Raw genomic sequence first — 23,092 nt, 5'->3', positions numbered from 1 at the left:
GGGGTCCTCTCACTAGGCTGGACCCCGTGAGCGAGCTCCAGGTGGTCCGGGCGGGCACCGTCGACTACGAGGAGGCCTGGGCGCGGCAGCGGGAGCTGCACGCGGCCCGGGTCGCGGGAACCGGACCGGACACCCTGCTGCTGCTCGAGCACCCCTCGGTCTACACCGCTGGGCGGCGCACCGAGGCGCACGAGCGGCCGCAGGACGGCACGCCGGTCGTGGACGTCGACCGCGGCGGCAAGATCACCTGGCACGGGCCCGGCCAGCTGGTCGGCTACCCGATCGTCGGGCTGCCCGACCCGGTCGACGTCGTCGCGCACGTCCGTCGGCTGGAGGACGCGCTCATGGCGGTCTGCGCCGGCTTCGGCGTCGACACCGTGCGCGTCGAGGGCCGCAGCGGCGTCTGGCTGACCGCCGACGTACCGGGGCCGGGCAGCCGGTTGCGTCCCGAGCGGAAGATCGCCGCCATCGGGGTGCGGGTCGCGCGGGGGGTCGCCATGCACGGGTTCGCCCTCAACTGCGATCCCGACCTCGGCGCCTTCGGCGCGATCGTCCCGTGCGGGATCGCCGACGCCGGGGTCACCTCCCTGTCGGCCGAGCTCGGCCGCGACGTCACCGTCGGCGAGGCCATCGACGCCGTCGAGGCCGCGATGCGCGACGTCCTCACCGCGGCGCACACCGTCCCGGCCTGACGGCCGCCGCCCCGGCCCCACCACTCGCTCGCTCGCCAGGGGCGCGGCCGGCGGGCCCTCTCAGCCGAGGACGAAGTTGACCAGCCGTCCCGGGACGGCGACGACGCGGCGCACCGTCTTCCCGGCCAGGTGCCCGGCGATCTTCTCGTCGCCGCGGGCGGCGGCCTCCAGCGCGTCGGCGTCCGCGTCGGCCGGCACGGTGACCTGCGCCCGCACCTTGCCGTTCACCTGGACCGCCACCTGCACGGTGTCCTCGACGAGCCAGCGCGGGTCGGCCACGGGGAACGCGGTCCAGGCCAGCGACGAGTCGTGCCCCAGCCGCGACCACATCTCCTCGGCGACGTGCGGGGCCAGCGGGGCCACCAGCAGCACCAGCGGCTCGGCCACCGAACGGGGCACCGGGGCCTCCGCGCCGTAGGTCTGGGTCAGGTGGTTGGTCAGTTCGGTGATCCGGGCGATCGCGATGTTGAAGCGCATCGTGGCCATGCCGTCGCGCACCCCGGCGATCGTCCGGTGCAGGGCCCGCGAGGTGTCCTCGCCGGGCTCGACGTCGTCCGCGGCCCGGACCTCGCCGGTCCGCTCGTCGACGACCACCCGCCAGATCCGCTGCAGCAGCCGCTGGGAGCCGACGACGGCCTTGGTCTCCCACGGCCGGGACTGGTCCAGTGGGCCGGTCGACATCTCGTAGACGCGGAAGGTGTCGGCCCCGAAGGCGCCGATCATCTCGTCCGGCGTGACCATGTTCTTCAGGCTCTTGCCGATCTTCCCGTACTCGCGGTTGACCGGCCGGCCCTCGTAGGTGAACCGCCCGTCCTCCTCCACCACGTCGGCGGCGGGCACGTAGAAGCCACGCTCGTCGGTGTAGGCGTAGGCGGAGATGTAGCCCTGGTTGACCAGCCGCCGGAACGGCTCCTCGCTGGACACGTGGCCCAGGTCGAACAGCACCTTGTGCCAGAAGCGGGCGTAGAGCAGGTGCAGGACGCCGTGCTCGACCCCGCCCACGTACAGGTCGACGCCGCCGACGTCGCCGGGCTCGCGCGGGCCCAGCCAGTAGCGCTCCAGTTCCGGGTCCACCATGCGCTCGTCGTCCCCCGGGTCGAGGTAGCGCAGGTAGTACCAGCACGAGCCGGCCCAGTTGGGCATGGTGTTGGTCTCGCGCCGGTAGCGCTTCGGCCCGTCGCCCAGGTCCAGGTCGACCGTCGTCCACTCCGTCGCGCGCGACAGCGGCGGCTCCGGCGCGGAGTCGGCGTCGTCGTTGGCGAACGTCTTCGGCGAGTAGTCGTCCACCTCCGGGAGCAGCACCGGCAGCATCGACGCGGGGACGGCGACCGGCAGGTCGTCCTCGTCGTAGAGGATCGGGAACGGCTCGCCCCAGTAGCGCTGCCGGCTGAACAGCCAGTCGCGCAGCTTGTAGGTGGTGGTCGCCTCGCCGTGCCCGTGCTGGACCAGCCAGTCGGTGATCGTGGCGATCGCGGTCGCCTTGTCCAGGCCGTTCAGCGAGATCTCGTCGTTCGCCGAGTTGATCATCGGGCCCGCGCCGGTCCAGGCCCCGCCCGCGAAGTCCTCCGGCGGCTGCACGGTCCGGACCACCGGCAACCCGAAGACCTCCGCGAACTCGAAGTCGCGGGTGTCCTCACCGGGCACGGCCATGATCGCCCCGGTGCCGTAGCCGGTCAGCACGTAGTCGGCGATGAACACCGGCAGCTCGCGGCCGTCGACCGGGTTCACGGCGGTGACCCCCAGCCAGACGCCGGTCTTCTCGCGGCCGGCGTCCTGTCGGTCGAGCTCGGAGCGCCGGGAGGCCTGCCGCTGGTAGGCCTCCACCGCCGCACCGGGGGTCGCCGCCCCGCCGGTCCAGCGCGGGTCGGTGCCGGCCGGCCAGGCGTCGGCGGTCAGCCTGGACACCAGCGGGTGCTCGGGTGCCAGCACCATGTACGTGGCTCCGAACAGCGTGTCCGGGCGGGTGGTGAACACCTCGACGGTCGCGTCGCCGCAGCCGAACCGGATCCGCGCACCGGTCGACCGGCCGATCCAGTTGCGCTGCATCAGCTTGAGCGAGTCGCTCCAGTCCAGCCGGTCCAGGTCGTCGATCAGCCGGTCGGCGTAGGCGGTGATCCGCATCATCCACTGCTTGAGCGGACGCCGGAACACCGGGAAGTTCCCGCGCTCGGAGCGGCCGTCGGCGGTGACCTCCTCGTTGGAGAGGACCGTGCCCAGGCCCGGGCACCAGTTCACCGGCGCCTCGTGCAGGTAGGCCAGGCGGTGCGCGTCGACCACCCGGCGGCGGGACACGTCGTCCAGCTCCGCCCACGGGAGGCCCGACGGGACGGTGCCGGGGGCGGGCTGCCGCGTGCCGGCGTCCAGCTCGGCGACCAGCTCCTCGATCGGGCGGGCCTTGCCGGCGTCGGCGTCGAACCAGGCGCCGAACAGCTGCAGGAAGATCCACTGGGTCCACTTGTAGTAGCCCGGGTCGATCGTGGCGAAGCTGCGGCGGTCGTCGTGGTCGACCCCCAGCCGGCGCAGCTGCGCACGGATCGCCGCGATGTTGGCCTCGGTCGTGACCCGCGGGTGCTGCCCGGTCTGCACGGCGTACTGCTCCGCGGGCAGGCCGAAGGCGTCGTACCCCATCGGGTGCAGCACGTTCTCGCCGTCCATGCGGCGGAACCGGCTGGTGACGTCGGTGCCCAGGTAGCCCAGGGGGTGCCCGACGTGCAGTCCGGCGCCCGACGGGTACGGGAACATGTCCATCACGAAGTACTTGGGCCGGTCGGCGACCCGGTCGAAGCCGTCGCTCAGGCGCCCGGTGGGGTTCGGCGTGTGGAACGTGCCCTCGGCCTCCCAGCGGTCCTGCCAGGCGAGCTCGATCGACTGCGCCAGCTCCGGCGTGTAGCGGTGCGGCGGGACCCCGTCGCCGGTGGTCTCGGTGCTCGCCTGGCTTGCCGTCTGGCTCACGTAGTGCTCCTGGGTCGCGGGTACCGGGGGTGGACAGCAAAAAACCCCTCGCACAGGAGGGGTCGCCGCGCTGGCCGGGAGGGTGGCGTCAGCGCGGCCGGGAAAGGAGGAACCGCCCGGTCACGTCCCCATCCTACTCCGGGGCGGCGCCGGCCCCGGCCATCCCCGCGGGCCTCGACCTCAGCTCGAGGTCGAGGCCCCTGGCCACACGGCGGTCACCCCAGCTGGGGCGCCACCTCGGCGGCCACCAGATCGAGGTGGTCGAGGTCGGCGAGGTCGAGCACCTGCAGGTACACCCGCGTGGCCCCGGCCTCGGCGTAGCGCCCCAGGACGTCGACGACCTCGGCCGGGCTGCCCGCGGCGCCGTGCTCCCGCAGCTCCCCCACCTCCCGGCCGATGGCGCCGGCGCGGCGGGACAGCTCCGCCTCGTCCCGGCCGACGCAGAGCACGAGCGCCGAGCTGCAGACGATGGAGGACGGGTCGCGGCCGGCCTCCTCGCAGGCCTGGCGGACCCCGGAGAAGAGCCGGGCGTTGTCCTCCACCGACGCGAAGGGCACGTTGAACTCGGCGGCGTAGCGGGCGGCGAGGCGCGGGGTGCGCCGCTTGCCGCGCCCTCCGACGAGGATCGGGATGCCGCCCTCCTGCACCGGCTTCGGCAGCGCCGGGGAGCCGGCCAGGCGGTAGTGGTCCCCGGCGAAGTCGAAGGTCTCCCCCGCCGGCGTCGACCAGAGCCCGCTGATGACGGCCAGCTGCTCCTCGTAGCGGTCGAACCGCTCCCCCAGCTCCGGGAAGGGGATGCCGTAGGCCGCGTGCTCGGCCTCGAACCAGCCCGAGCCGATGCCGAGCTCGACCCGGCCGCCGCTCATCTGGTCGACCTGGGCGACCGCGATCGCCAGCGGACCGGGCAGCCGGAAGGTCGCCGCGGTCATCAGCGTGCCGAGCCGGATCCGGGTGGTCTCCCGGGCGAGGCCGGCCAGGGTGACCCACGCGTCGGTGGGGCCCGGCAGCCCGTCCCCGCCCATGGCCAGGTAGTGGTCGGAGCGGAAGAAGGCGTCGAAGCCGGTCTCCTCGGTGCGCCGGGCCACGGCCAGCAGCTCGTCGTAGGTGGCGCCCTGCTGGGGTTCGGTGAAGATGCGCAGTTCCACCCGGCGACGCTATCCGGGCCGGTTCCCCACCGCCGTCCGGAGGTGGCCCCGGGGGTGTGCCCGCCGTCCCCAGCGGGCAGGATGACCGCCGAGACGATCAACTCGGAGGTGCATCTCGTGTTCCGCAAGAAGACGCACGGCCAGATCATCGGCGAGGAGCTGCACGAGGGCTTCAGCCACATCGGGACGGCGGTGGCCGAGGCCGGTCGGGCGGCGGCGGAACAGCTCGCACCGCGCGTCGAGGCCGCCCGCGAGGCGACCGGCCCGGCGCTGGCAGCTGCCCAGTTGGCGGTGGCGCCGAAGGTCGCCGCCGCCGTCGCCGTCGCAGCGCCGGCCGTCGAGGCCGCCCGGGAGGCGCTCGCGCCGCGGGTCGAGGCCGCCCGGGACGCCCTCGGGCCGCGGGTGGGGGCCGCCCGCCAGGTGGCCGGGCCCCGCGTCGCCGCCGCCGTGACCGCGGCACAGGCAGCGGCCACCCGCGCCGCGGCCGACCTCGGCCCGCGGGTGGAGACCGCCCGCGAGGCCGCGCAGCGGGCGCTCGAGAAGGACGTCGTCCCCCGGCTGACCGCCGCCCAGGCCGCCACGCTCGCGTACGCCACGCCGAAGGTGCTGGCCGCCCGCGAGGCGGTCAGCCCGGTGCTGGAGAGCACCCGCGACTCGATCGTCGCGGGGCTGCACAACGCCCTGGACGAGCTCGAGGTCCGCCGCGAGGAGCTCACCGCCACCACCGACGAGGCGCGCAAGCGCGCGGCCAAGAAGCGGAGGGCGCTGGGCAAGAAGGCGGCCCGCTCGGCCAAGAAGGCGAAGAAGGTGACGGCCGCGGTCGAGGCGGAGTCCGCCGCCCGCTGGCCGTGGCTGCTGGCCGCTCTGGCCGTCGGTGCCGCCGCCTTCGCCGTCCTGCGCCGCCGCCAGCAGGACGACCTCTGGACCCCCGCCCCCGCCGGGGACGGTCCCGTGCCCAGCTACCGAGAGGACCCCGTGCCCAGCTCACCGAGCAACTCCGGCAAGACCGTCTCCACCGCCCAGACCACCCCGGGCGACGCCACCCCGCCCGACACCGACGCGGGCTCGTGGGCCCAGCAGCCGGGCCCCTCCGAGGGTGCGGGGTCCAACACCCCCGGCACCGCCACGAGCGGTTCGAGCGACCCGGCGCTGGACACGGCCACCGCCTCGCCGAACGACCAGCCGCAGACCGCGACCGGCGCGGTGGGCTCCGACGCGGACGACGAGCGCAACCCGTCGTCCTGACCCCCTCCGACGGCGCCCGCCCCGACGGGGCGGGCGCCGTCGTACGTCCGGAGTACCGTGGCCGATCATGAGTGAGACGGTGGCCGCGACCCCCTCCCCGGACTCCTCGATCGCACCCGCCGGCCGCAAACTGCTCCGCCTGGAGGTCCGCAACAGCCAGGTCCCGATCGAGCGCAAGCCCGAGTGGATCAAGACGCGGCTGCGCACCGGCCCGGAGTACACCGAGCTGAAGTCGCTGGTCCGGCGCGAGGGGCTGCACACGGTCTGCGAGGAGGCCGGCTGCCCCAACATCTACGAGTGCTGGGAGGACCGGGAGGCGACCTTCCTCATCGGTGGCGACCAGTGCACCCGGCGCTGCGACTTCTGCCAGATCGACACCGGCAAGCCCGCCGACTTCGACGCCGACGAGCCGCGTCGGGTCGCCGAGAGCGTCGCCACCATGGGCCTGAGGTACGCCACGGTCACCGGGGTGGCCCGCGACGACCTGCCCGACGGCGGCGCCTGGCTCTACGCCGAGACGGTCCGCCAGATCCACGCCGCCCTGCCCGGCTGCGGCGTCGAACTCCTCATCCCCGACTTCAACGCCGACCCGGCCCAGCTCGCCGAGGTGTTCTCCTCCCGACCCGAGGTGCTCGCGCACAACGTCGAGACGGTGCCGCGCATCTTCAAGCGGATCCGCCCCGGCTTCCGGTTCGACCGCTCGCTGGCGGTGATCACCGCCGCCCGGGACGCCGGGCTGGTGACCAAGTCCAACCTGATCCTCGGCATGGGCGAGGAGCCCGCCGAGGTGGTCGAGACCATGCGCGCCCTGCGCGAGGCGGGCTGCGACCTGCTCACCATCACCCAGTACCTGCGGCCCTCACCGCGGCACCACCCGGTGGTCCGCTGGGTGAAGCCCGAGGAGTTCGTCGGTCTCCAGGCCGAGGCCGAGGCCATCGGGTTCCCCGGGGTGCTCGCCGGGCCGCTGGTGCGCAGCTCCTACCGGGCAGGCCGGCTCTACCAGCAGGCCGTCGAGGCGCGCGGTCTGACGCCCTCCATCTGACCGGCCGCGGCAGGTCGGCAGGGGAGGGTGCGGGACGCCCCTATCCTCTAGGCATGGCACGCAGCAGGTCCACCGACTCCCCCGCACCGACCGGCAAGGCCGGGCGGGGCCCGAGTGCAGGCAAGAGCGGCCGGGGCGGGTCGACCGCCTCCGGCGCGACGGCCACCGGGGGAGGTGGCAAGGCACCCAAGCTGGACAAGAACGGGCAGCCGAAGGTGGGCCGGCTGAAGAAGGTCGGCAACCAGGTCCGGATGATCAAGCAGGCCTACTCGCTGACCCGCAAGAGCGATCCCAGGCTCCCGTGGGTCATGCTCATCGCCTTCGTGGTGGTGGCCGGGCTCGTCGAGCTCATCGCGATCCTGCTCGGAGCCCCGTTCCTGTTCATCCCGGTGGCGGTCCTGCTGGGTGCGCTCGCCGCGCTGGTCGTCTTCGGCCGCCGGGCCCAGGGGTCGGCCTATCGCCAGGTGGAGGGCCAGCCCGGTGCCGCTGCGTGGGTGCTCGAGGGCATGCGCGGTGACTGGCGGGTCTCCTCCGGCGTCGCCGGCACCACCCAGCTCGACGCCGTCCACCGGGTGCTCGGCCGGCCCGGCGTGATCCTCGTCGCCGAGGGGGCCCCGGGACGCGTCCGGCCGCTGCTCGCGCAGGAGAAGAAGCGGATCTCCCGGGTGGTCGGCGACGCTCCCATCTACGACATCGTCGTCGGGGACGACGAGGGTCAGGTCCCGCTGCGCAAGCTCAGCGCGCACGTCATGAAGCTGCCCCGAAACCTCGACGGCGGGCAGCTCAACGCCCTGGGCAAGCGGCTGTCGGCCCTCGGTGGCGGCCGCATGCCGGTGCCGGGCGGTCCGCTCCCCGGCGGCCGGCAGATGTCGGTGAGCCAGCGGCAGGTCCGCCGGCGGTAGTCCGACGGCACCGGCGACGACCGACGGGACGCCTATCCGGCCGGTTGCCCGAGGTCGTCCCGCGGCGAGTAGCGGTGGAGCATCGTGTCGACGACCGTGCCCGCCTCCCGGGCGCTCGGCGTGTAGCCGAGCACGACCGGGAGGAAGTGGTCGGAGCCCAGCGACTGGAGCCGCAGGTCGCTGGTGGCCCGGACGGTGGCGGTCCGCCGGATGCTCCGGAGCAGCGCGACCTCCCCGAACCCCTCCCCCCGGCCGAGCGTCGCGACGGCTCGTCCGTCCCCGATGACGTCGGCGGCACCGGACTCGATCACGAAGTAGCGGTGGCCGATGTCGCCCTGCTCGAACACGACCTGGCCGGCCGGCACCGCGACCGGCTCGAGGCGGCGGGCGAGCTGTTCGATGGCGGGCAGCGGCAGGACGTTCAGCATCGTCACCGCCTGCAACAGCTCGATGTCCCTGTCGCGGACACCGATGGACCGGTCCATGCGGCGCAGCCGGCGCAACGACGCCGCCGCGGCCAGGGGGCACACCAGACCGACGGCCACCAGCGCCGGCCGGACGCCGGTCAGCTCGACCACCAGGGCCGCGACCACCGCCCCGAGCCCCATGGCCAGGGCGACGAGGCTCTCCAGCACCCCGAACACCCGCGCCAGCACGTCGTCGGGCGCCATCCTCCCCAGGAGCGTGAACCCGCCGACGTCGATCAGCGCGTTGCCGACCCCGACGGAGGCCAGCAGGACCAACGCGGCGGCCTCGTGCGGGAGGACGCCGATCAGCGTGACCGGGAGACCCCACAAGGTCACCCCGACGGCGAACCACGCGCCCAGTCGGCGCGTCCCGACCAGCAGCGACGCGGCGAGCGACCCCAGGACGGCACCTGCCCCGATGGCGGCGGTGAGGGTGCCGACGCCCGGTTCGCCGGTGCCCAGCAGGTCGATGGCGACCACCACGGTGAGCACGGTCAGCGCTCCTCGGGTGAACGTCTGCGCCGCGGCGAGGCCCACGATGAGGGCCAGGTCGCGGTTGCCGGCGACGGCACGCACCCCGTCGACCGCCTCCTCCACCAGGTGCACCTCCGCCGGGGCGGACGGGCGCGGTGGCGCGTCGTACCGCAGCCGCAGCAGCAGCGCCGCCGCCCACAGGGAGGCGCCCGCGGCGACGGCGAACACGACGGTCACGCCGGAGAACTGCAGCAACACCGCCGCCAGCAGCGGACCCGCCAGCGTGGCCACGGAGTCCAGCAGCCCACGGACCACGTTGGCGCTGGCCAGCTCGTACCCGGTGCGGCACAGCGACGGGAGCAGTGCCGAGTGCGCGGGCCGGAAGAGGGTGGCCGCCACCGTCGACACCACGGCCAGCGCGTAGACGATCTGCGGCGGACCGGCCAGGCCGACCACGACCGCTGCTGCGGCGGTGGCCACACCGCGCACCGTGGACACCAGGATCAGGACGCGCTCCCGGCGCCCCCGGTCGGCCAGCGGGGACAGGAGCGGGGCCACGATCGCCGACGGCACCATCCGCAGCAGGCCGACCAACCCGACGGCGGTCGCCCCACCGTCCCGGTAGGCCACGATGCCGAGTCCCACGGTGAACGCCCACTCGGCCGTCCACGCGCCGAGGAAGCTCAGCTGGGCCCGGCGGAGGTCGGGGTTCCGGGCGTTGCTGGTGAACGCGGCAGCAGCCCTCCCGAGCCGGCCCGGGCCGCGTCCGTGCGCCATCGGGCGACGCTACCGCCCGTGGCCCTGCCTGCGTCGATGCCGGCTCGGCGGTACCCGCCGGCGTCCGCGGGACGGGGTCAGGCCCGGACGACGGCGGTGCCGGTCAGCCGGTCGTGCAGCCCCCGGCCATCGGCGTCCACCACGAGGGCCGGCACCAGCAGCATCAGCAGCGCCGTCCGCGCGAGGACCCGCCAGAGGGCCAGTCGCTCAGCTGCTCGAGGGTGCGCCAGGCGCAGTCCGAGCAGCCGCATGCCCGGGGTCTGCCCGAACGCGACGAGCGTGCCCACCGTGACCAGGCCGAAGGACAGCAGGCTCCAGTTGCCCGGGAGCCGGGGTGCGGTGACCAGGCCGGCGACCAGCCCCGCGGCGAGGGCGTCGACGACGAAGGCCACCGCCCGGCTGGAGAACGTGGCCAGGGAGCCCGGTCCGTCGGCGGGCAGCCCCAGCGAGGCGCCGCGGCGGCGCTCCTGAGAGGGTGGCTGCGCGTCCCCGACCATGACCGCCAGCGTAGTGAGAGGACTCCCCGCCCCCGACCGCCCGCCGGCTCGCGCCGGGCCCCCGCAGGGAGTCACGGCGACACGCCCGGCCCGTTGTTACCGGTCTGAAACACCAGAGACACTGGCGGGCAACTCCCCCCTCGTAACTTGCGGTTCGGTAGTCAGCCCAATCCCGGAGGATCGATGTTCACCAGCCCCGACGAGGTCGCCGCCTACATCCGCGACAACGACGTCGAGTACGTCGACGTGCGCTTCTGCGATCTGCCCGGCGTCATGCAGCACTTCACCATCCCGGCGACGGCCTTCGGCGAGGACACGTTCTCCGACGGGCTCGGCTTCGACGGCTCCTCGATCCGCGGCTTCCAGGCGATCAACGAGTCGGACATGCTGCTGCTGCCGGACGCGAACAGCGCCTTCCTGGACCCGTTCCGCCGGCACAAGACGCTCAACGTCAACTTCTTCATCCACGACCCGATCACGCGGGAGGCCTACAGCCGCGACCCGCGGAACGTGGCGAAGAAGGCCGAGGCGTACCTCGCCAGCAGCGGCATCGCCGACACCGCCTACTTCGGCGCCGAGGCCGAGTTCTACGTCTTCGACTCGATCCGCCACGGCACCGGCATCAACGAGGGCTACTACCACATCGACGCCGTCGAGGGCTCGTGGAACACCGGCTCCCACACCGGCGAGAACGGCGGCCCCAACCTGGGCTACAAGACCCGGCCCAAGGGGGGCTACTTCCCGGTCGAGCCCTACGACCACCAGAGCGACCTGCGCTCGACCATGATGACCAACCTGACCAAGGCCGGTCTGGAGCTCGAGCGGGGCCACCACGAGGTGGGCACCGGCGGCCAGGCGGAGATCAACTACAAGTTCGACACGCTGCTGCGGTCGGCCGACAGCCTGATGCTGTTCAAGTACATCATCAAGAACACCGCCTGGGCCGAGGGCAAGAGCGTCACCTTCATGCCCAAGCCGCTGTTCGGCGACAACGGCTCGGGCATGCACTGCCACCAGAGCCTCTGGATGGACGGCGAGCCGCTGTTCCACGCCGAGACCGGCTACGCGGGCCTGTCCGACATGGCCCGGCACTACATCGGCGGGCTGCTCAAGCACGCCCCGTCGCTGCTGGCGTTCACCAACCCGACCGTCAACAGCTACCACCGCCTGGTGCCCGGCTACGAGGCGCCGATCAACCTCGTCTACTCCGCGCGCAACCGCTCGGCCTGTACCCGTATCCCGATCTCGGGTGACAGCCCGAAGGCCAAGCGCATCGAGTTCCGCGTGCCCGACCCGTCGGCCAACCCCTACCTCGCCTTCTCGGCGATGCTCATGGCCGGCCTGGACGGCGTGAAGAACAAGATCGAGCCGCCGGCGCCGGTCGACAAGGACCTCTACGAGCTGCCGCCCGAGGAGGCCCTGGGCATCGAGAAGGTGCCCGCGTCGCTGGACGCCGTCCTCGACCGGCTCGAGGTCGACCACGACTACCTCATCGACGGCGGGGTGTTCACCCCCGACCTGATCGAGACGTGGATCGAGTACAAGCGGGAGTTCGAGATCGACCCGATCCGCCTGCGCCCGCACCCGCACGAGTTCGCGATGTACTACGACATTTGAGTTCCGTCAGCGGGCTGACCTGCGGTGATGCCGCAGGTCGGCCCGCTCGGTCCCCCACGGGTCCCCACGAGTCGCCGACACTGCACCGACGGCGGCGCGTGGGGACCCGTTGCCGTCTGCTGGTCGCCGATGACGAGGCCGGGAAAGGCGCTGGACCGGACGGTGCCGCGCTCGTAGCGTGCCGTTGATCGTGACACCGCCCGAGGAGGTGAGACCCATGGACGCCGTATCGATGTGGGTGCTCCCCCGTTCCGTCACGGTCGGGCGATCGACGTAGGTGTCGCCGGGAGCGCCTCGCCCACGAGGCCCTCCCGAGAGGCAACTCCCATGCACCCTCTGCAGTCCACCGCCGAGCCGTCGTCGGCCGGAACGGTCGAGCGTGGACCCACCGACGTGGTCATCGCCGGGTGCGGGCCGACCGGTGCGATGCTGGCCGCCGAGCTGCGGCTGCACGACGTGCGGGTGCTCGTCCTGGAGAAGGAGGCCGAGCCCCCGCCGTTCGCCCGCATCGTCGGTCTGCACATCCGCAGCATCGAGCTGATGGCGATGCGCGGACTGCTGGAGCGCGTCCTCGAACACGGACGACGGCGTCCGGCCGGCGGCTTCTTCGCCGCCATCGGCGCACCCGCGCCCCGGGGCCTCGACTCGGCGCACGCCTACCTGCTCGGCATCCCGCAGCCGGTCATCGTCCGCCTGCTCGAGGAGCACGCGGTCGAGCTGGGTGCGCACGTCCGGCGCGGTCGTGCGGTGGCCGGCCTCGTGCAGGACGAGGACGGGGTGACCGTCGAGCTGGCGGACGGGGAACAGCTGCGTTCGCGCTACCTCGTGGGCTGTGACGGCGGGCGCAGTACGGTCCGCAAGGCGCTCGGCGTCGGCTTCCCCGGCGAGCCCACGCGGACCGAGACGCTGATGGGCGAGCTGGCAGTCGGTGTGCCGCCGGAGGAGATCGCCGCCACGGTGGCCGCGGTCGGCGAGACCGACCGGCGGTGGTGGCTCAGGCCCGCGGGCCCGGGGCTCTACCACGTCGTGGTCCCCGCCGCGGGGGTCAGCGATCGCGCGCAACCGCCCACCCTCGAGGACTTCAGGCGACAGTTGCGCGCCCTCGCCGGAACCGACTTCGGCGTGCACTCCCCGCGCTGGACGTCCCGCTTCGGGGACGCCACCCGGCTGGCCGACCGCTACCGGGTCGGGCGGGTGCTGCTGGCCGGCGACGCAGCCCACGTCCATCCACCCATCGGCGGACAGGGCCTCAACCTCGGCGTCCAGGACGCCGTCAACCTCGGCTGGAAGCTGGCCGCACGGGTCCGCGGCTGGGCGCCGGGCACCCTGCTGGACACCTACCAGGCCGAGCGGCGTCCGGTCGCCGAGGAGGTGCTGGACGACACGCGCGCCCAGCTGGAACTGCTGTCCCCCGGCCCGGGCCCGCGGGCCGTGCGCAGGCTGCTCACCGAGCTGATGGACGTCGAGGAGGTGAACCGCCGGCTGATCGAGAAGATCACCGGGATCGGCATCCGCTACGACTTCGGGACGGGCCCCGACCTGCTCGGCCGCCGCCTGCGCGACATCCGGGTGGGACACGGCCACCTCTACGGTCTGCTGCACCGCGGCCGCGGCCTCCTCCTGGACCGGACCGGACGCCTGACCGCCGGCGGCTGGTCGGACCGGGTGGATGACCTCGCGAACCCCACCGCGGACCTGGCTGCTCCGTGCGTCCTGCTCCGCCCCGACGGCCACGTCGCCTGGATCGGCGACGACCAGCAGGACCTGGACGACCACCTCTCCCGCTGGTTCGGCGAGCCCGCCCACTGATCCCGTCCGAGCGCGGTCAACCCACCTGTCGGACGACGTCCCGCGGGGCGGCGGCCGCCATGTGGTGCCGGCCGATCGGGAGCATCAGCGGCCGCTCCGAGGTGGGGTCGACGATGACGCGGCTGTCGAGGCCGAACACCGCACGCACGTGGTCCTCGGTGAGCACGTCCTCCGGCGTGCCGGCGGCGTGCACGCGGCCGGCCGCCAGGGCGACGAGGTGGTCGGCGTAGCGGGCGGCCATGTTGAGGTCGTGCAGGACCATGACCACGGTCGTGCCGCGCGCCCGGTTGAGGTCGGTGAGCAGGTCGAGGACCTCGACCTGGTGGGCCACGTCGAGGAAGGTGGTCGGCTCGTCGAGCAGCAGCAGGTCGGTCTGCTGGGCGAGGGCCATCGCGATCCAGACCCGCTGGCGCTGGCCACCCGACAGCTCGTCCACCGGCCGGTCGGCGAGGGTCGTCGTCTGCGTCGCCTCCAGGGCGGCCGCGACCGCCTCGTCGTCCTCCCTGCGCCAGCGGGTGAAGACGCCCTGGTGCGGATGGCGGCCCCGGCCCACGAGATCGGCGACGGTGATGCCCTCGGGCGCGATCGGGGACTGCGGCAGCAGGCCCAGCGTGCGGGCCAGCTCCTTCGCGGGCAGCCGGTGCACCGCCTTGCCGTCGAGGAGCACCTGCCCGCCGCGGGGGGCGAGCAGCCGCGACATCGACCGCAGCAGCGTCGACTTCCCGCAGGCGTTGGCTCCGACGATCGCCGTGATCCGGCCGGGCGGCACCACGAGGTCGAGCTCGTCGATGACCGTGCGGTCGCCGTACCCGAGCGTCAGGGCCTCGGCCGCGAGGGAGTGGGTGGCGGTCACAGCGTTTCCCGTTCGCTCGTGTGCGGCGGAGCCGCCAGGACAGCAGAGCCGCTCACAGCGAGCCTCCGGCGCGGTTGGTGCGGACGATCAGGTAGATCAGGTAGGGGGCGCCGAGCACGCCGGTGACGACGCCGACCGGGAAGCGGGTGCCGAGGGCGAACTGGCCCACGAGGTCCGCGACGAGCACCAGCAGTGCCCCGACGAGCGCGGCCGGGACCAGCAGCGAGCCGTTCGGCCCCACGATCCGGGCGGCGATGGGCCCGGCGAGGAAGGACACGAAGGCGATCGGACCGCACGCGGCCGTGGCGAAGGCGAGCAGGCCGACCGCCCCGACGATGGCCGTGATCCGGGTCCGCTCGACGCGGATCCCCAGCGCGGAGGCGGTGTCGTCGCCCAGTTGCAGCCCGGAGAGGTCCCGGGTCAGCACGAGCAGCAGGGGCCCGAGCACGACCAGCGCGAGCAGGGCCGGGACGGTCGCGCCCCAGGTGGTGCCGTTGAGGCTGCCGGTGAGCCAGCGCAGCGCCTCGGCGAAGTCCCACGCCCCGGCCTTCGAGAGGACGTAGGAGGTGATGCTCTTGGACATCGCGGCGATGCCGATGCCGATCAGGATGAGCCGGGTGCCCGCCACGCCGTCCGTGAACGCCAGCGTGTACATGAGCACGGCCACGCCCAGCGCGGCGACGATCGCGGTGACCGAGACGGCGGTCCCGCTCCAGCCGAGGAACACGATGGCGAAGGCGGCCGCCGCGCTGGCCCCGGAGGTGATGCCGATGACGTCGGGGCTGGCCAGCGGGTTGCGCAGCATCGTCTGGAAGGTCACGCCGGCCAGACCGAAGGAGAGTCCCGCCACGACCGCGAGGACCGCCCGCGGCAGCCGCAGCCGGCCGACGGTGAAGGAGGCGCCCGGCACGTCCTGACCCAGGACGACCCGCAGCACGTCCCCGGGCGGGTAGAACGTCTGCCCGATCATCAGCGACGCCGCGAACGCCGCGACGACGAGGACGGCGAGGACCGCGACGACGAGGCGGCGGCGGGCGGCGCGGCGGGTCCTGCCCCGGGCGACGGCGTCGACGGTCGCGGGCCGCGGTGCGGCGACGGCGGTCACAGCTCACGCACCTTCTGCCGGCGGACGATGGAGATGAAGAACGGTGCGCCGATCAGGGCGGTGACGATCCCGACGTCGAGCTCGCTGGGGCGGGCCACGATGCGCCCGACGATGTCGGAGGCGGTCAGCAGGCAGCCACCGGCGATGGCCGAGAACGGCAGCAGCCACCGGTGGTCCACGCCGACCAGGAGCCGGCACAGGTGCGGGACGACGAGACCGACGAAGCCGATGGGCCCGGCGACGGCGGTGGCGGCGCCGCAGAGCAGGACCGAGCCGAGCGCCGCGGTCCCCCGGGCGAGCACGACCCGTTCGCCGAGGCCGGCGGCCAGCTCGTCGCCCAGCGCGAGCGAGTTGAGGCTGCGGGCCGACAGCAGGCTGACCGCGAACCCGACGAGGAGGAACGGCAGCACCGTGCCGATGGCGTCGAAGGTGGCACCGCCGACGCCGCCGATCTCCCACGACTGGACACTCTCGGCGATGTCACCGCGCGGCAGGGCGATGGCGGTGATGAACGAGACGAGCGCGGCCGACGTCGCCGTCCCGGCCAGGGCCAGCTTGAGCGGGGTCGCCCCGCCCCGCCCCAGCGAGCCGACGGCGTAGACGAACACCGCCGCGCCGGCGGCGCCGACGATCGCCGTCCAGACGATGGCGGTCGCCGAGAACAGCCCGAACCAGGCGATCCCGACGACGACGGCGAGCGACGCCCCCATGTTGATGCCGAGGACGCCGGGATCGGCCAGCGGGTTGCGGGTGACGCCCTGCATGACCGCGCCGGAGAGGCCCAGCGCCGCGCCGACGACGACCGCGAGGAGCGTCCGGGGGATCCGCTTGGTGGCGGCGGCCTGGCCGATGGTGTCCGACGACCCGCCGAGGGCGGCGACGACGTCCGACCAGCCCACGTCGCGGGAGCCGACCACGACCGAGGCGGCCATGAGCGCGACCAGAGCCGCCACGACCACCAGGAGCCAGAGCAGCCGGACCGACCCCGGGCGCCGCGCGACGGCGGCGTCCGGGGCCGGAACGGAGGGAGCAGTCGTCACCGACCCTTGTCAGCTGCCTCGGCGAGCATCGAGACGTAGTCCTCGAGCACCCAGGAGATGGCCAGCGGGGTCGGGTTCGCCGCGGTGCCCAGCGGGGTGTCCGGCAGCAGGACGATCGCGCCGCTCTGGACGGCGGGGATCTGGGAGAGCAGCGGGTCGGCGTTCAGCGCGTCGACGAGGGCCTGGTCGCCGTAGGTCACGATGACGTCCACGTCGTCGAAGACGTCCACCTGCTCGGCGCTCACCGTGCCCGAGAACTGCTCGGGGTCGGTCGAGGCCGCCTCGACGCTCGCGGGGGTGGTCAGCCCGAGGTCCTCGAAGAAGGCGCTCCGGGTGTCGAACGGCGTGTAGAAGCTGACCTCGCTGAGGTCGGTCGTGTCCACGTGCGTCATGAACATGGTCGACGTGCCCTCGAGCTGCGGGTACTCGGCGAGCGTGTCGGCGATGTCCTGCTCGATGCTCGCGACGAGCTCCTCGCCCTCGGCGGCCATCCCCATCCCCGCGGCGTTCATCTCGATGACCTCGCGCCACGGCGTCGCCCAGGGGCCCTCCGGGTAGGCCACGACCGGCGCGATCTCGCTGAGCGTGTCGTAGTCCTCCTGGGTCAGGCCCGAGTAGCCGGCGAGGATGACGTCGGGATCGGTGTCGGCGACGGCCTCGAAGTCGATGCCGTCGGTCTCGTCGAACAGGACCGGGACCTCGGCGTCGAGCTCCTCGAGCCGGTCGCTGACCCACGGCAGGAGGCCGTCGCCGTCGTCGTCGCCGAAGTTGGCGGCGGCCATGCCGACGGGCACGACGCCGAGCGCGAGCGGGACCTCGTGGTTGGCCCAGTTCACCGTCGCCACCCGCTCGGGCTTCGACTCGATCGTCGTCGAGCCGAGCGCGTGCTCGATCGTCACGGGGGTGAAGTCGGCGGAGCCCTCGGCCTCGTCCCCCGCCGAGGCCGATGACGAGCAGGCGGCCAGCCCGCCGGTGAGCAGGGCAGCGGTCGACAGAGCCAGGAGACGTGTCGCGGAGCGCATGGTGTCCTTCCGGTCGGGAGCAGCGCCGGGGGGACAGCGCCGCCGTGGTCGAGCAGTCGGCAGTGCTGACGCGATCAGACCGACGGCGAGATGAGGGTTGCCTAACCGAACTTAGGGTGTCCTTGCCCGCCAGGCAATCACGAACCGGTCACGAGCCCCGACGCAGCGCGGCCCCCGGCCTCGGGAGAGGTCGGGGGCCGCGCCGGGACGAACGCCGCGGTCAGGTCGTCTCGGGCACCCCGAGGTGGGCGATGACCAGTTCGAACACCGCGGTGTCGACGACCTCGACACCCATCGACGGCCCGAACTCCTCCCGGAACTCCCGGGCCTGCTCGCCCGCGTCCTCCAGGTCCGCCCAGCTGTCGTAGGCCACGGCCGACACCGTCGCGCCCTCGTTCCGGCGCACCATGGCGCTGACGCTGCAGAACCCGGGCAGGTCGTCGAGGCGCGGCATGAGGGAGAGGCGGACGGCGTCCACGGCCCGGTTGACCGCCTCCGGGGCGGTCCGCAGCCAGGTGACGCGGGTGGCGCTCCCGTGGTGCACCTCGTGCACCCGGTGCATGGCGGCGATCTCCCACTCCTCCACCTCCGCCCGGCCACCGAGCGCCTCCGCGGTGCGCTCCAGGTACGGCCCGACCTGCTCCCGGCTGGCGGTGATCGCCGCCTCGTCCCGCCAGGACGTCGTGACGATGCAGTGGCCGGACTCGCGGTTGACCAGCATGGACAGACCGGCACAGCCGTCCATCTGCCGCATCAGCGGCATGGCCTCGTCACGGACGAACGCGATCCCGTCGTCCATCGACTCTGGCTTGCCGTGGACCGTCGTCGAACGGGCGTACATGCCGGCCATGCCTCTCCCGGGGTCTCGTGGACGGCGGCACCCCGGTGGCACCGCCGCTCGGGACAGGTTCCTCGCCCTTCCGGCCGGAGGCAAAACGGTCGCCCGGTCCAGCGCTCGCCCCGACCCGCCGCGGTCCGGAGCAGACTGCGCACCCATGACCGTCACCGAGGCCTACCGGGCCGCCCGCGACCACCTGCTCGCCCTGCGCGGGCAGCACGACCGCGCGGTGGCGGAGTTCAACTGGCCGGACCTGGGCGACCGGTTCAACTGGGCGGTGGACTGGTTCGACGCCGTCGCCCGCGGCAACGACCGGCCGGCGCTCGTCCTCGTCGGGGAGGACGGGACCGCCACGACCCGCAGCTTCGACGACATGGCCCGGCGCTCCGACCGGGTCGCCGCCTGGCTCGGCGCGCAGGGCGTGGGCCGCGGCGACCGGGTGCTGCTCATGCTGGGCAACCAGGTCGAGCTGTGGGAGACGATGCTGGCCGTCATCAAGCTCGGCGCGGTGATCATGCCGACCACCACCGCCCTGGGCCCCGCCGACCTCACCGACCGGATCACCCGCGGCCGGGCACGGCACGTCGTCTGCGCCCCGGCCGACACGGCGAAGTTCGAGCAGGTGCCCGGCGACTACACCCGGATCAGCGTCGGCCACGCCGAGGGCTGGGCGGACCTGCACGACGCCGCCGGCCTGGACGCCGGTCCGGCCGCGCACCCGGGCACCGCGCCCGGCGACCCGCTGCTGCTGTACTTCACCTCCGGCACCACCTCCCGGCCCAAGCTGGTCGAGCACACCCAGGTCTCCTACCCCGTCGGGCACCTCACCACGATGTACTGGCTGGGGCTGCAGCCCGGTGACGTGCACCTCAACGTCTCCTCCCCGGGCTGGGCCAAGCACGCGTGGTCCTGCTTCTTCGCGCCGTGGATCGCCGAGGCCACGGTGTTCCTGTACGGCTACACCCGGCTGGACCCGCAGCTGCTCCTCGCGCGGCTGCGGGAGCACCGGGTGACGTCGTTCTGCGCCCCGCCGACGGTCTGGCGGATGCTCATCACCAGCGACCTCAGCGGTGGTCCCGGGGCGCTGCGCGAGGTCGTCGCCGCCGGCGAGCCGCTCAACCCGGAGGTCATCGAGCAGGTCCGGCGGGCCTGGGGCCTCACCGTCCGCGACGGCTACGGCCAGACCGAGACGACCGCGCAGATCGGCAACACCCCGGAGGCCCGCCTGGTGCCCGGCTCGATGGGCCGGCCGCTGCCCGGCGTCCCGGTGGTGCTCGTCGACCCGCTCACCGGCGACCGGGTCGAGGGGCCCGGCGAGGGGGAGATCTGCCTCGACCTCGCGCCGTCGGACGGGTCGGGACGCCCGCTGCCGCTGATGACCGGGTACGAGGGGGATCCCGGCCGCGACGCCGAGGCCATGGCCGGCGGCCTGTACCGCACCGGGGATCTCGCCGGCCGGGACGCCGACGGCTACATCACCTACGTCGGTCGCACCGACGACGTCTTCAAGGCCTCGGACTACAAGATCAGCCCGTTCGAGCTGGAGTCGGTGCTCATCGAGCACCCTGCGGTCGCCGAGGCCGCGGTGGTGCCGGCGCCGGACCCGGTGCGCCTGGCCGTGCCCAAGGCCTACGTCGCCCTCGCGCCCGGCCACGAGCCCACCGAGGAGACGGCGCTGGCGATCCTGCGCCACGCCCGCGAGCACCTCGCGCCGTTCCAGCGGGTGCGCCGGATCGAGTTCGCCGACCTGCCCAAGACCATCTCCGGGAAGATCCGCCGGGTGGAGCTCCGGGCCCGGGAGCAGGAACTGGCCGGCGCGGAGGGTCCGCGGTCCGGTGAGTGGCGCGACGACCAGTTCCCCGGCCTGCGCGGCTGAGGACCACGGTGCGCGGCCCCGGTGCCCACCCGGGCCGCGCCCGGGTCAGCAGCAGCGGCTGGCCGGGATCCGTTCCAGCGCATCCGCCCGGCGTCGTTCGAACTCCCGCCGGCTGACCGGCTGGTGCCCGTGCGCGGCGCAGTGCTGCAGGTAGTCGTCCCAGCGGGCCTCGCCGGTGAACTCCTTGAGGTACCAGCGCACGCCCCGCCAGGCGCGCGCCACCGTCCCGCCGGCGGTCACTTCGCCTCCGCCTCGGTGCGACCCGCCCCGGCACCGACCAGCCGCTCGTGCTCCGCGATGGCCCGCTTCTCCTCCGCGGTCGGGAAGAGCCCGGCAGGCTCGACGAGCTTCGACGGCACAGCCGGTTCCTCCGTGGTCGGCAGGCCCCCCGCCCGGATCGCCCGCATGATCACCACCGCGGCGTGGGCGGCCACGACCAGCGTCAGCAGCGCGAAGACGGCCTGCAGGATGCCGTTGAGCGTGGAGTTGAAGATGACCTGGTCCATCTGCCCCTGATCGGTGGCGGGTGCCAGGACCTCCCCGGCGTCCTGGGCGTCGCGGTACACGCTCGCCTGGGTGAAGTAGCCGACCCGCGGGTCGCCGGAGAAGACCTTCTGCCAGCTCGCGGTCATGGTGACGACGAGGTCCCAGACCAACGGGATCCCGGGCACCCACGCGTAGCGGAGCTTCCCGTGCTTGATGAGCAGCACGGTGCACAGCGTCAGCGCGATGGCCGCCAGCAGCTGGTTGGCGATGCCGAACAGCGGGAAGAGCTGGTTGACCCCGCCCAGCGGGTCGGTGACGCCGATGTAGAGCACCGAGCCCCACAGGCCGACGACGACGGCGCTGGCGATGATGTTGCCCGGCCGCCACGACAGGTCGCCGAACTTCTTCCAGACGTTGCCGACCGTGTCCTGCAGCATGAACCGGCCCACGCGGGTGCCGGCGTCGACGGCGGTGAGGATGAACAGCGCCTCGAACATGATCGCGAAGTGGTACCAGAACGCCTGGCCGCCACCGCCGAACGCCTGGCTGAACACCTGGGCCAGACCGACCGCCAGCGCCGGGGCGCCGCCGGTCCGCGAGATCAGGGTGTCCTCCTGCACCTCCGCGGACGCCTGCGCGAGCTGGTTGGCCGTCGTGTCGAACCCGAGACCCTGCACGAAGGCGGCGGCGGACTCCGCCGTCCCGCCGGTCGCCCCGGCCGGGCTGTTCATCGCGAAGTAGAGGCCCTGGTCGATGACACAGGCCGCGATCAGGGCGCTGACGGCGACGAAGGACTCCATCAACATGCCGCCGTAGCCGATGAGCCGGACCTGGCTCTCCTTGGCGACCATCTTCGGCGTCGTCCCGGACGAGATCAGGGCGTGGAAACCCGACAGTGCACCGCAGGCGATGGTGATGAACACGAACGGGAACAGCGAGCCGGCGAACACCGGGCCGGTGCCCTCCCGGGCGAAGTCGGTCACCGCGTCGGCCTGCAGCACCGGGCGGGCGACGATCAGGCTGATCGCCAGCAGCACGATCACGCCGACCTTCATGAAGGTCGAGAGGTAGTCGCGCGGGGTGAGCAGCAGCCAGACCGGCAGCACCGAGGCGACGAAGCCGTAGACGACCAGCGCGAGGACCAGCCACTCCTTGGAGAGGGTCAGCGTCTCGCCGAGCGCGCTGTCCTCGATCCAGCCGCCCGAGACGATGGCCAGCAGGAGCAGCGCGACGCCGATGCCGGTCGCCTCGAGCACCCTGCCCGGCCGGAGCCGGCGCAGGTACACGCCCATGAACAGCGCGATCGGGATGGTGAGCCCGATGGACCAGACGCCCCACGGCGACTCGGCCAGCGCGTTGACCACGATCAGCGCGAGCACCGCCAGGATGATGATCATGATCGCGAAGACGGCGATCAGCGCGGCGACGCCGCCGACCACGCCGATCTCCTCGCGGATCATCTGGCCGAGGCTCTTCCCGTTGCGGCGCATCGAGAAGAACAGGACGGTCATGTCCTGGACGGCGCCGGCGAAGATGACGCCGACCACGATCCAGATCGTGCCCGGCAGGTAGCCCATCTGCGCCGCGAGGACGGGGCCGACGAGCGGGCCGGCGCCGGCGATCGCGGCGAAGTGGTGCCCGAAGAGGACCCGGCGGTCGGTGACGTCGAAGTCGACGCCGTTCTCCAGCCGCTCGGCCGGGGTCGCCCGCTCGTCGTCGGCCCGCAGCACCTTGTAGGTGATGAACCGCGAGTAGAAGCGGTAGGCGATCGCGTACGAGCACAGCGCCGCGAACAGCAGCCAGAGCGCGGAGATCGTCTCGCCCCGGGCGATGGCCAGCACGCCCCAGCAGACCGCGCCGACCACCGCCACCGTGAGCCAGACCAGCACGGACCGGACCGACGGGCGGCGGGCCGTCCCCCCGTTCGGGGACTGCCCGCCGCCGGTGTCGTGCCTGCTGACGGTCGTGGACATCGCGCGCCTCCTGCATGCCGGCAGCGCCCCGAGCGACGCTGCTCACGGTCGAGGAGATCATGCTGCGAACGATCCCCGCCCACCACCGGAGGGGTCCCCCACCCCCGCCAGCCTGCGGGTGGTGAGGAGACGGGCGGCCCCGTCCAGAGGCTCCCGCCGAGCGTGCGAGGCGTGAGGAGGACGGGTCCTCTTTCAGGCGTTGCCCCAGACCTCCTGGGCGGTCTCCACGACCAGGGCCAGCTTGGCGATCTGCTCGTCGCGGGTCAGCGCGTTGCCCTCC

General features: G+C 73.3%; 18 protein-coding genes. 7 read left to right on the top strand and 11 right to left on the bottom strand.

The window, feature by feature from the left end; all coding sequences use genetic code 11:
- The first annotated feature begins 26 nt into the window (after positions 1-26).
- Complete coding sequence (lipB, locus tag GCU56_RS20945) at positions 27-692, top strand: lipoyl(octanoyl) transferase LipB (RefSeq protein WP_163483933.1); 666 nt, start codon at positions 27-29, stop codon at positions 690-692.
- Between the two features lie 60 nt (positions 693-752).
- Here lipB and leuS read toward each other — a convergent pair whose 3' ends face one another.
- Positions 753-3,644, bottom strand: a complete 2,892-nt coding sequence (leuS, locus tag GCU56_RS20940; protein WP_163483931.1) for a leucine--tRNA ligase — start codon at positions 3,642-3,644, stop codon at positions 753-755.
- 215 nt (positions 3,645-3,859) lie between these two features.
- Entirely contained in the window at positions 3,860-4,789 is a 930-nt protein-coding gene (locus GCU56_RS20935) for a TIGR03560 family F420-dependent LLM class oxidoreductase (protein ID WP_163483929.1), read from the bottom strand.
- An 81-nt stretch (positions 4,790-4,870) separates the two neighbouring features.
- Here GCU56_RS20935 and GCU56_RS20930 point away from each other — a divergent pair, with 81 nt between their 5' ends.
- The 3 genes from GCU56_RS20930 (at position 4,871) to GCU56_RS20920 (ending at position 7,978) form a co-directional block, all read left to right on the top strand.
- Positions 4,871-6,034 carry a hypothetical protein gene (locus tag GCU56_RS20930; RefSeq protein WP_163483927.1) on the top strand — a complete coding sequence of 388 codons (1,164 nt, stop codon included), beginning with the start codon at positions 4,871-4,873 and terminating at the stop codon, positions 6,032-6,034.
- 67 nt (positions 6,035-6,101) lie between these two features.
- Positions 6,102-7,076 (top strand): lipoyl synthase, encoded by a 975-nt coding sequence (gene lipA / locus GCU56_RS20925; RefSeq protein ID WP_163483925.1) that lies wholly within the window; start codon positions 6,102-6,104, stop codon positions 7,074-7,076.
- A 53-nt stretch (positions 7,077-7,129) separates the two neighbouring features.
- A complete protein-coding gene (locus GCU56_RS20920) occupies positions 7,130-7,978 on the top strand; it encodes a DUF4191 domain-containing protein (protein WP_163483923.1) in 849 nt (282 codons plus the stop codon).
- Positions 7,979-8,010: 32 nt separating this feature from the next.
- Here GCU56_RS20920 and GCU56_RS20915 read toward each other — a convergent pair whose 3' ends face one another.
- Both GCU56_RS20915 and GCU56_RS20910 read right to left on the bottom strand, forming a co-directional pair.
- The gene (locus GCU56_RS20915; protein ID WP_163483921.1) at positions 8,011-9,696 is read right to left on the bottom strand and encodes an MFS transporter; all 1,686 of its coding nucleotides are present in this window, start codon (positions 9,694-9,696) and stop codon (positions 8,011-8,013) included.
- 77 nt (positions 9,697-9,773) lie between these two features.
- The gene (locus GCU56_RS20910) at positions 9,774-10,193 is read right to left on the bottom strand and encodes an RDD family protein (RefSeq protein ID WP_163483919.1); all 420 of its coding nucleotides are present in this window, start codon (positions 10,191-10,193) and stop codon (positions 9,774-9,776) included.
- A 183-nt stretch (positions 10,194-10,376) separates the two neighbouring features.
- Here GCU56_RS20910 and glnA point away from each other — a divergent pair, with 183 nt between their 5' ends.
- Positions 10,377-11,810, top strand: a complete 1,434-nt coding sequence (glnA, locus tag GCU56_RS20905; RefSeq protein WP_163483918.1) for a type I glutamate--ammonia ligase — start codon at positions 10,377-10,379, stop codon at positions 11,808-11,810.
- A 327-nt stretch (positions 11,811-12,137) separates the two neighbouring features.
- The gene (locus GCU56_RS20900) at positions 12,138-13,619 is read left to right on the top strand and encodes an FAD-dependent monooxygenase (protein WP_163483916.1); all 1,482 of its coding nucleotides are present in this window, start codon (positions 12,138-12,140) and stop codon (positions 13,617-13,619) included.
- 16 nt (positions 13,620-13,635) lie between these two features.
- Here the strand turns inward: GCU56_RS20900 and GCU56_RS20895 are convergent, their stop codons facing one another.
- The 5 genes from GCU56_RS20895 to GCU56_RS20875 all read right to left on the bottom strand — a co-directional run bounded on the left by GCU56_RS20895 (position 13,636) and on the right by GCU56_RS20875 (position 18,489).
- The gene (locus tag GCU56_RS20895) at positions 13,636-14,472 is read right to left on the bottom strand and encodes an ATP-binding cassette domain-containing protein (RefSeq protein WP_163483914.1); all 837 of its coding nucleotides are present in this window, start codon (positions 14,470-14,472) and stop codon (positions 13,636-13,638) included.
- 52 nt (positions 14,473-14,524) lie between these two features.
- Positions 14,525-15,577, bottom strand: coding sequence for an iron chelate uptake ABC transporter family permease subunit (locus GCU56_RS20890; protein WP_163483912.1), 1,053 nt, complete (start codon positions 15,575-15,577; stop codon positions 14,525-14,527).
- Entirely contained in the window at positions 15,574-16,617 is a 1,044-nt protein-coding gene (locus GCU56_RS20885) for an iron chelate uptake ABC transporter family permease subunit (protein ID WP_204332575.1), read from the bottom strand. The genes GCU56_RS20890 and GCU56_RS20885 overlap by 4 nt, the downstream gene beginning before the upstream one ends.
- Positions 16,614-17,639 carry an iron-siderophore ABC transporter substrate-binding protein gene (locus tag GCU56_RS20880; protein WP_163483910.1) on the bottom strand — a complete coding sequence of 342 codons (1,026 nt, stop codon included), beginning with the start codon at positions 17,637-17,639 and terminating at the stop codon, positions 16,614-16,616. Before GCU56_RS20880 ends, GCU56_RS20885 begins: the two co-directional genes overlap by 4 nt.
- Before the next feature lie 220 nt (positions 17,640-17,859).
- Positions 17,860-18,489 carry a putative quinol monooxygenase gene (locus GCU56_RS20875; RefSeq protein ID WP_239522670.1) on the bottom strand — a complete coding sequence of 210 codons (630 nt, stop codon included), beginning with the start codon at positions 18,487-18,489 and terminating at the stop codon, positions 17,860-17,862.
- 145 nt (positions 18,490-18,634) lie between these two features.
- Between GCU56_RS20875 and GCU56_RS20870 the strand changes: the two genes are divergently transcribed.
- A complete protein-coding gene (locus GCU56_RS20870) occupies positions 18,635-20,353 on the top strand; it encodes an AMP-binding protein (RefSeq protein ID WP_163483908.1) in 1,719 nt (572 codons plus the stop codon).
- A gap of 45 nt (positions 20,354-20,398) precedes the next feature.
- On the opposite strand, the gene GCU56_RS20865 is transcribed toward GCU56_RS20870, so the two are convergent.
- Both GCU56_RS20865 and GCU56_RS20860 read right to left on the bottom strand, forming a co-directional pair.
- A complete protein-coding gene (locus GCU56_RS20865) occupies positions 20,399-20,593 on the bottom strand; it encodes a CstA-like transporter-associated (seleno)protein (RefSeq protein WP_163483906.1) in 195 nt (64 codons plus the stop codon).
- Positions 20,590-22,812, bottom strand: coding sequence for a carbon starvation CstA family protein (locus GCU56_RS20860; protein ID WP_163483904.1), 2,223 nt, complete (start codon positions 22,810-22,812; stop codon positions 20,590-20,592). The genes GCU56_RS20865 and GCU56_RS20860 overlap by 4 nt, the downstream gene beginning before the upstream one ends.
- Positions 22,813-23,092 lie beyond the last annotated feature (280 nt).

Source organism: Geodermatophilus sabuli, assembly GCF_010686765.1.
GTDB classification, from domain to species: Bacteria; Actinomycetota; Actinomycetes; order Mycobacteriales; family Geodermatophilaceae; genus Geodermatophilus; species Geodermatophilus sabuli_A.
The sequence above is the reverse complement of the archived record's forward strand: the minus strand, read 5'-3'. Positions and strand labels throughout refer to the sequence as shown.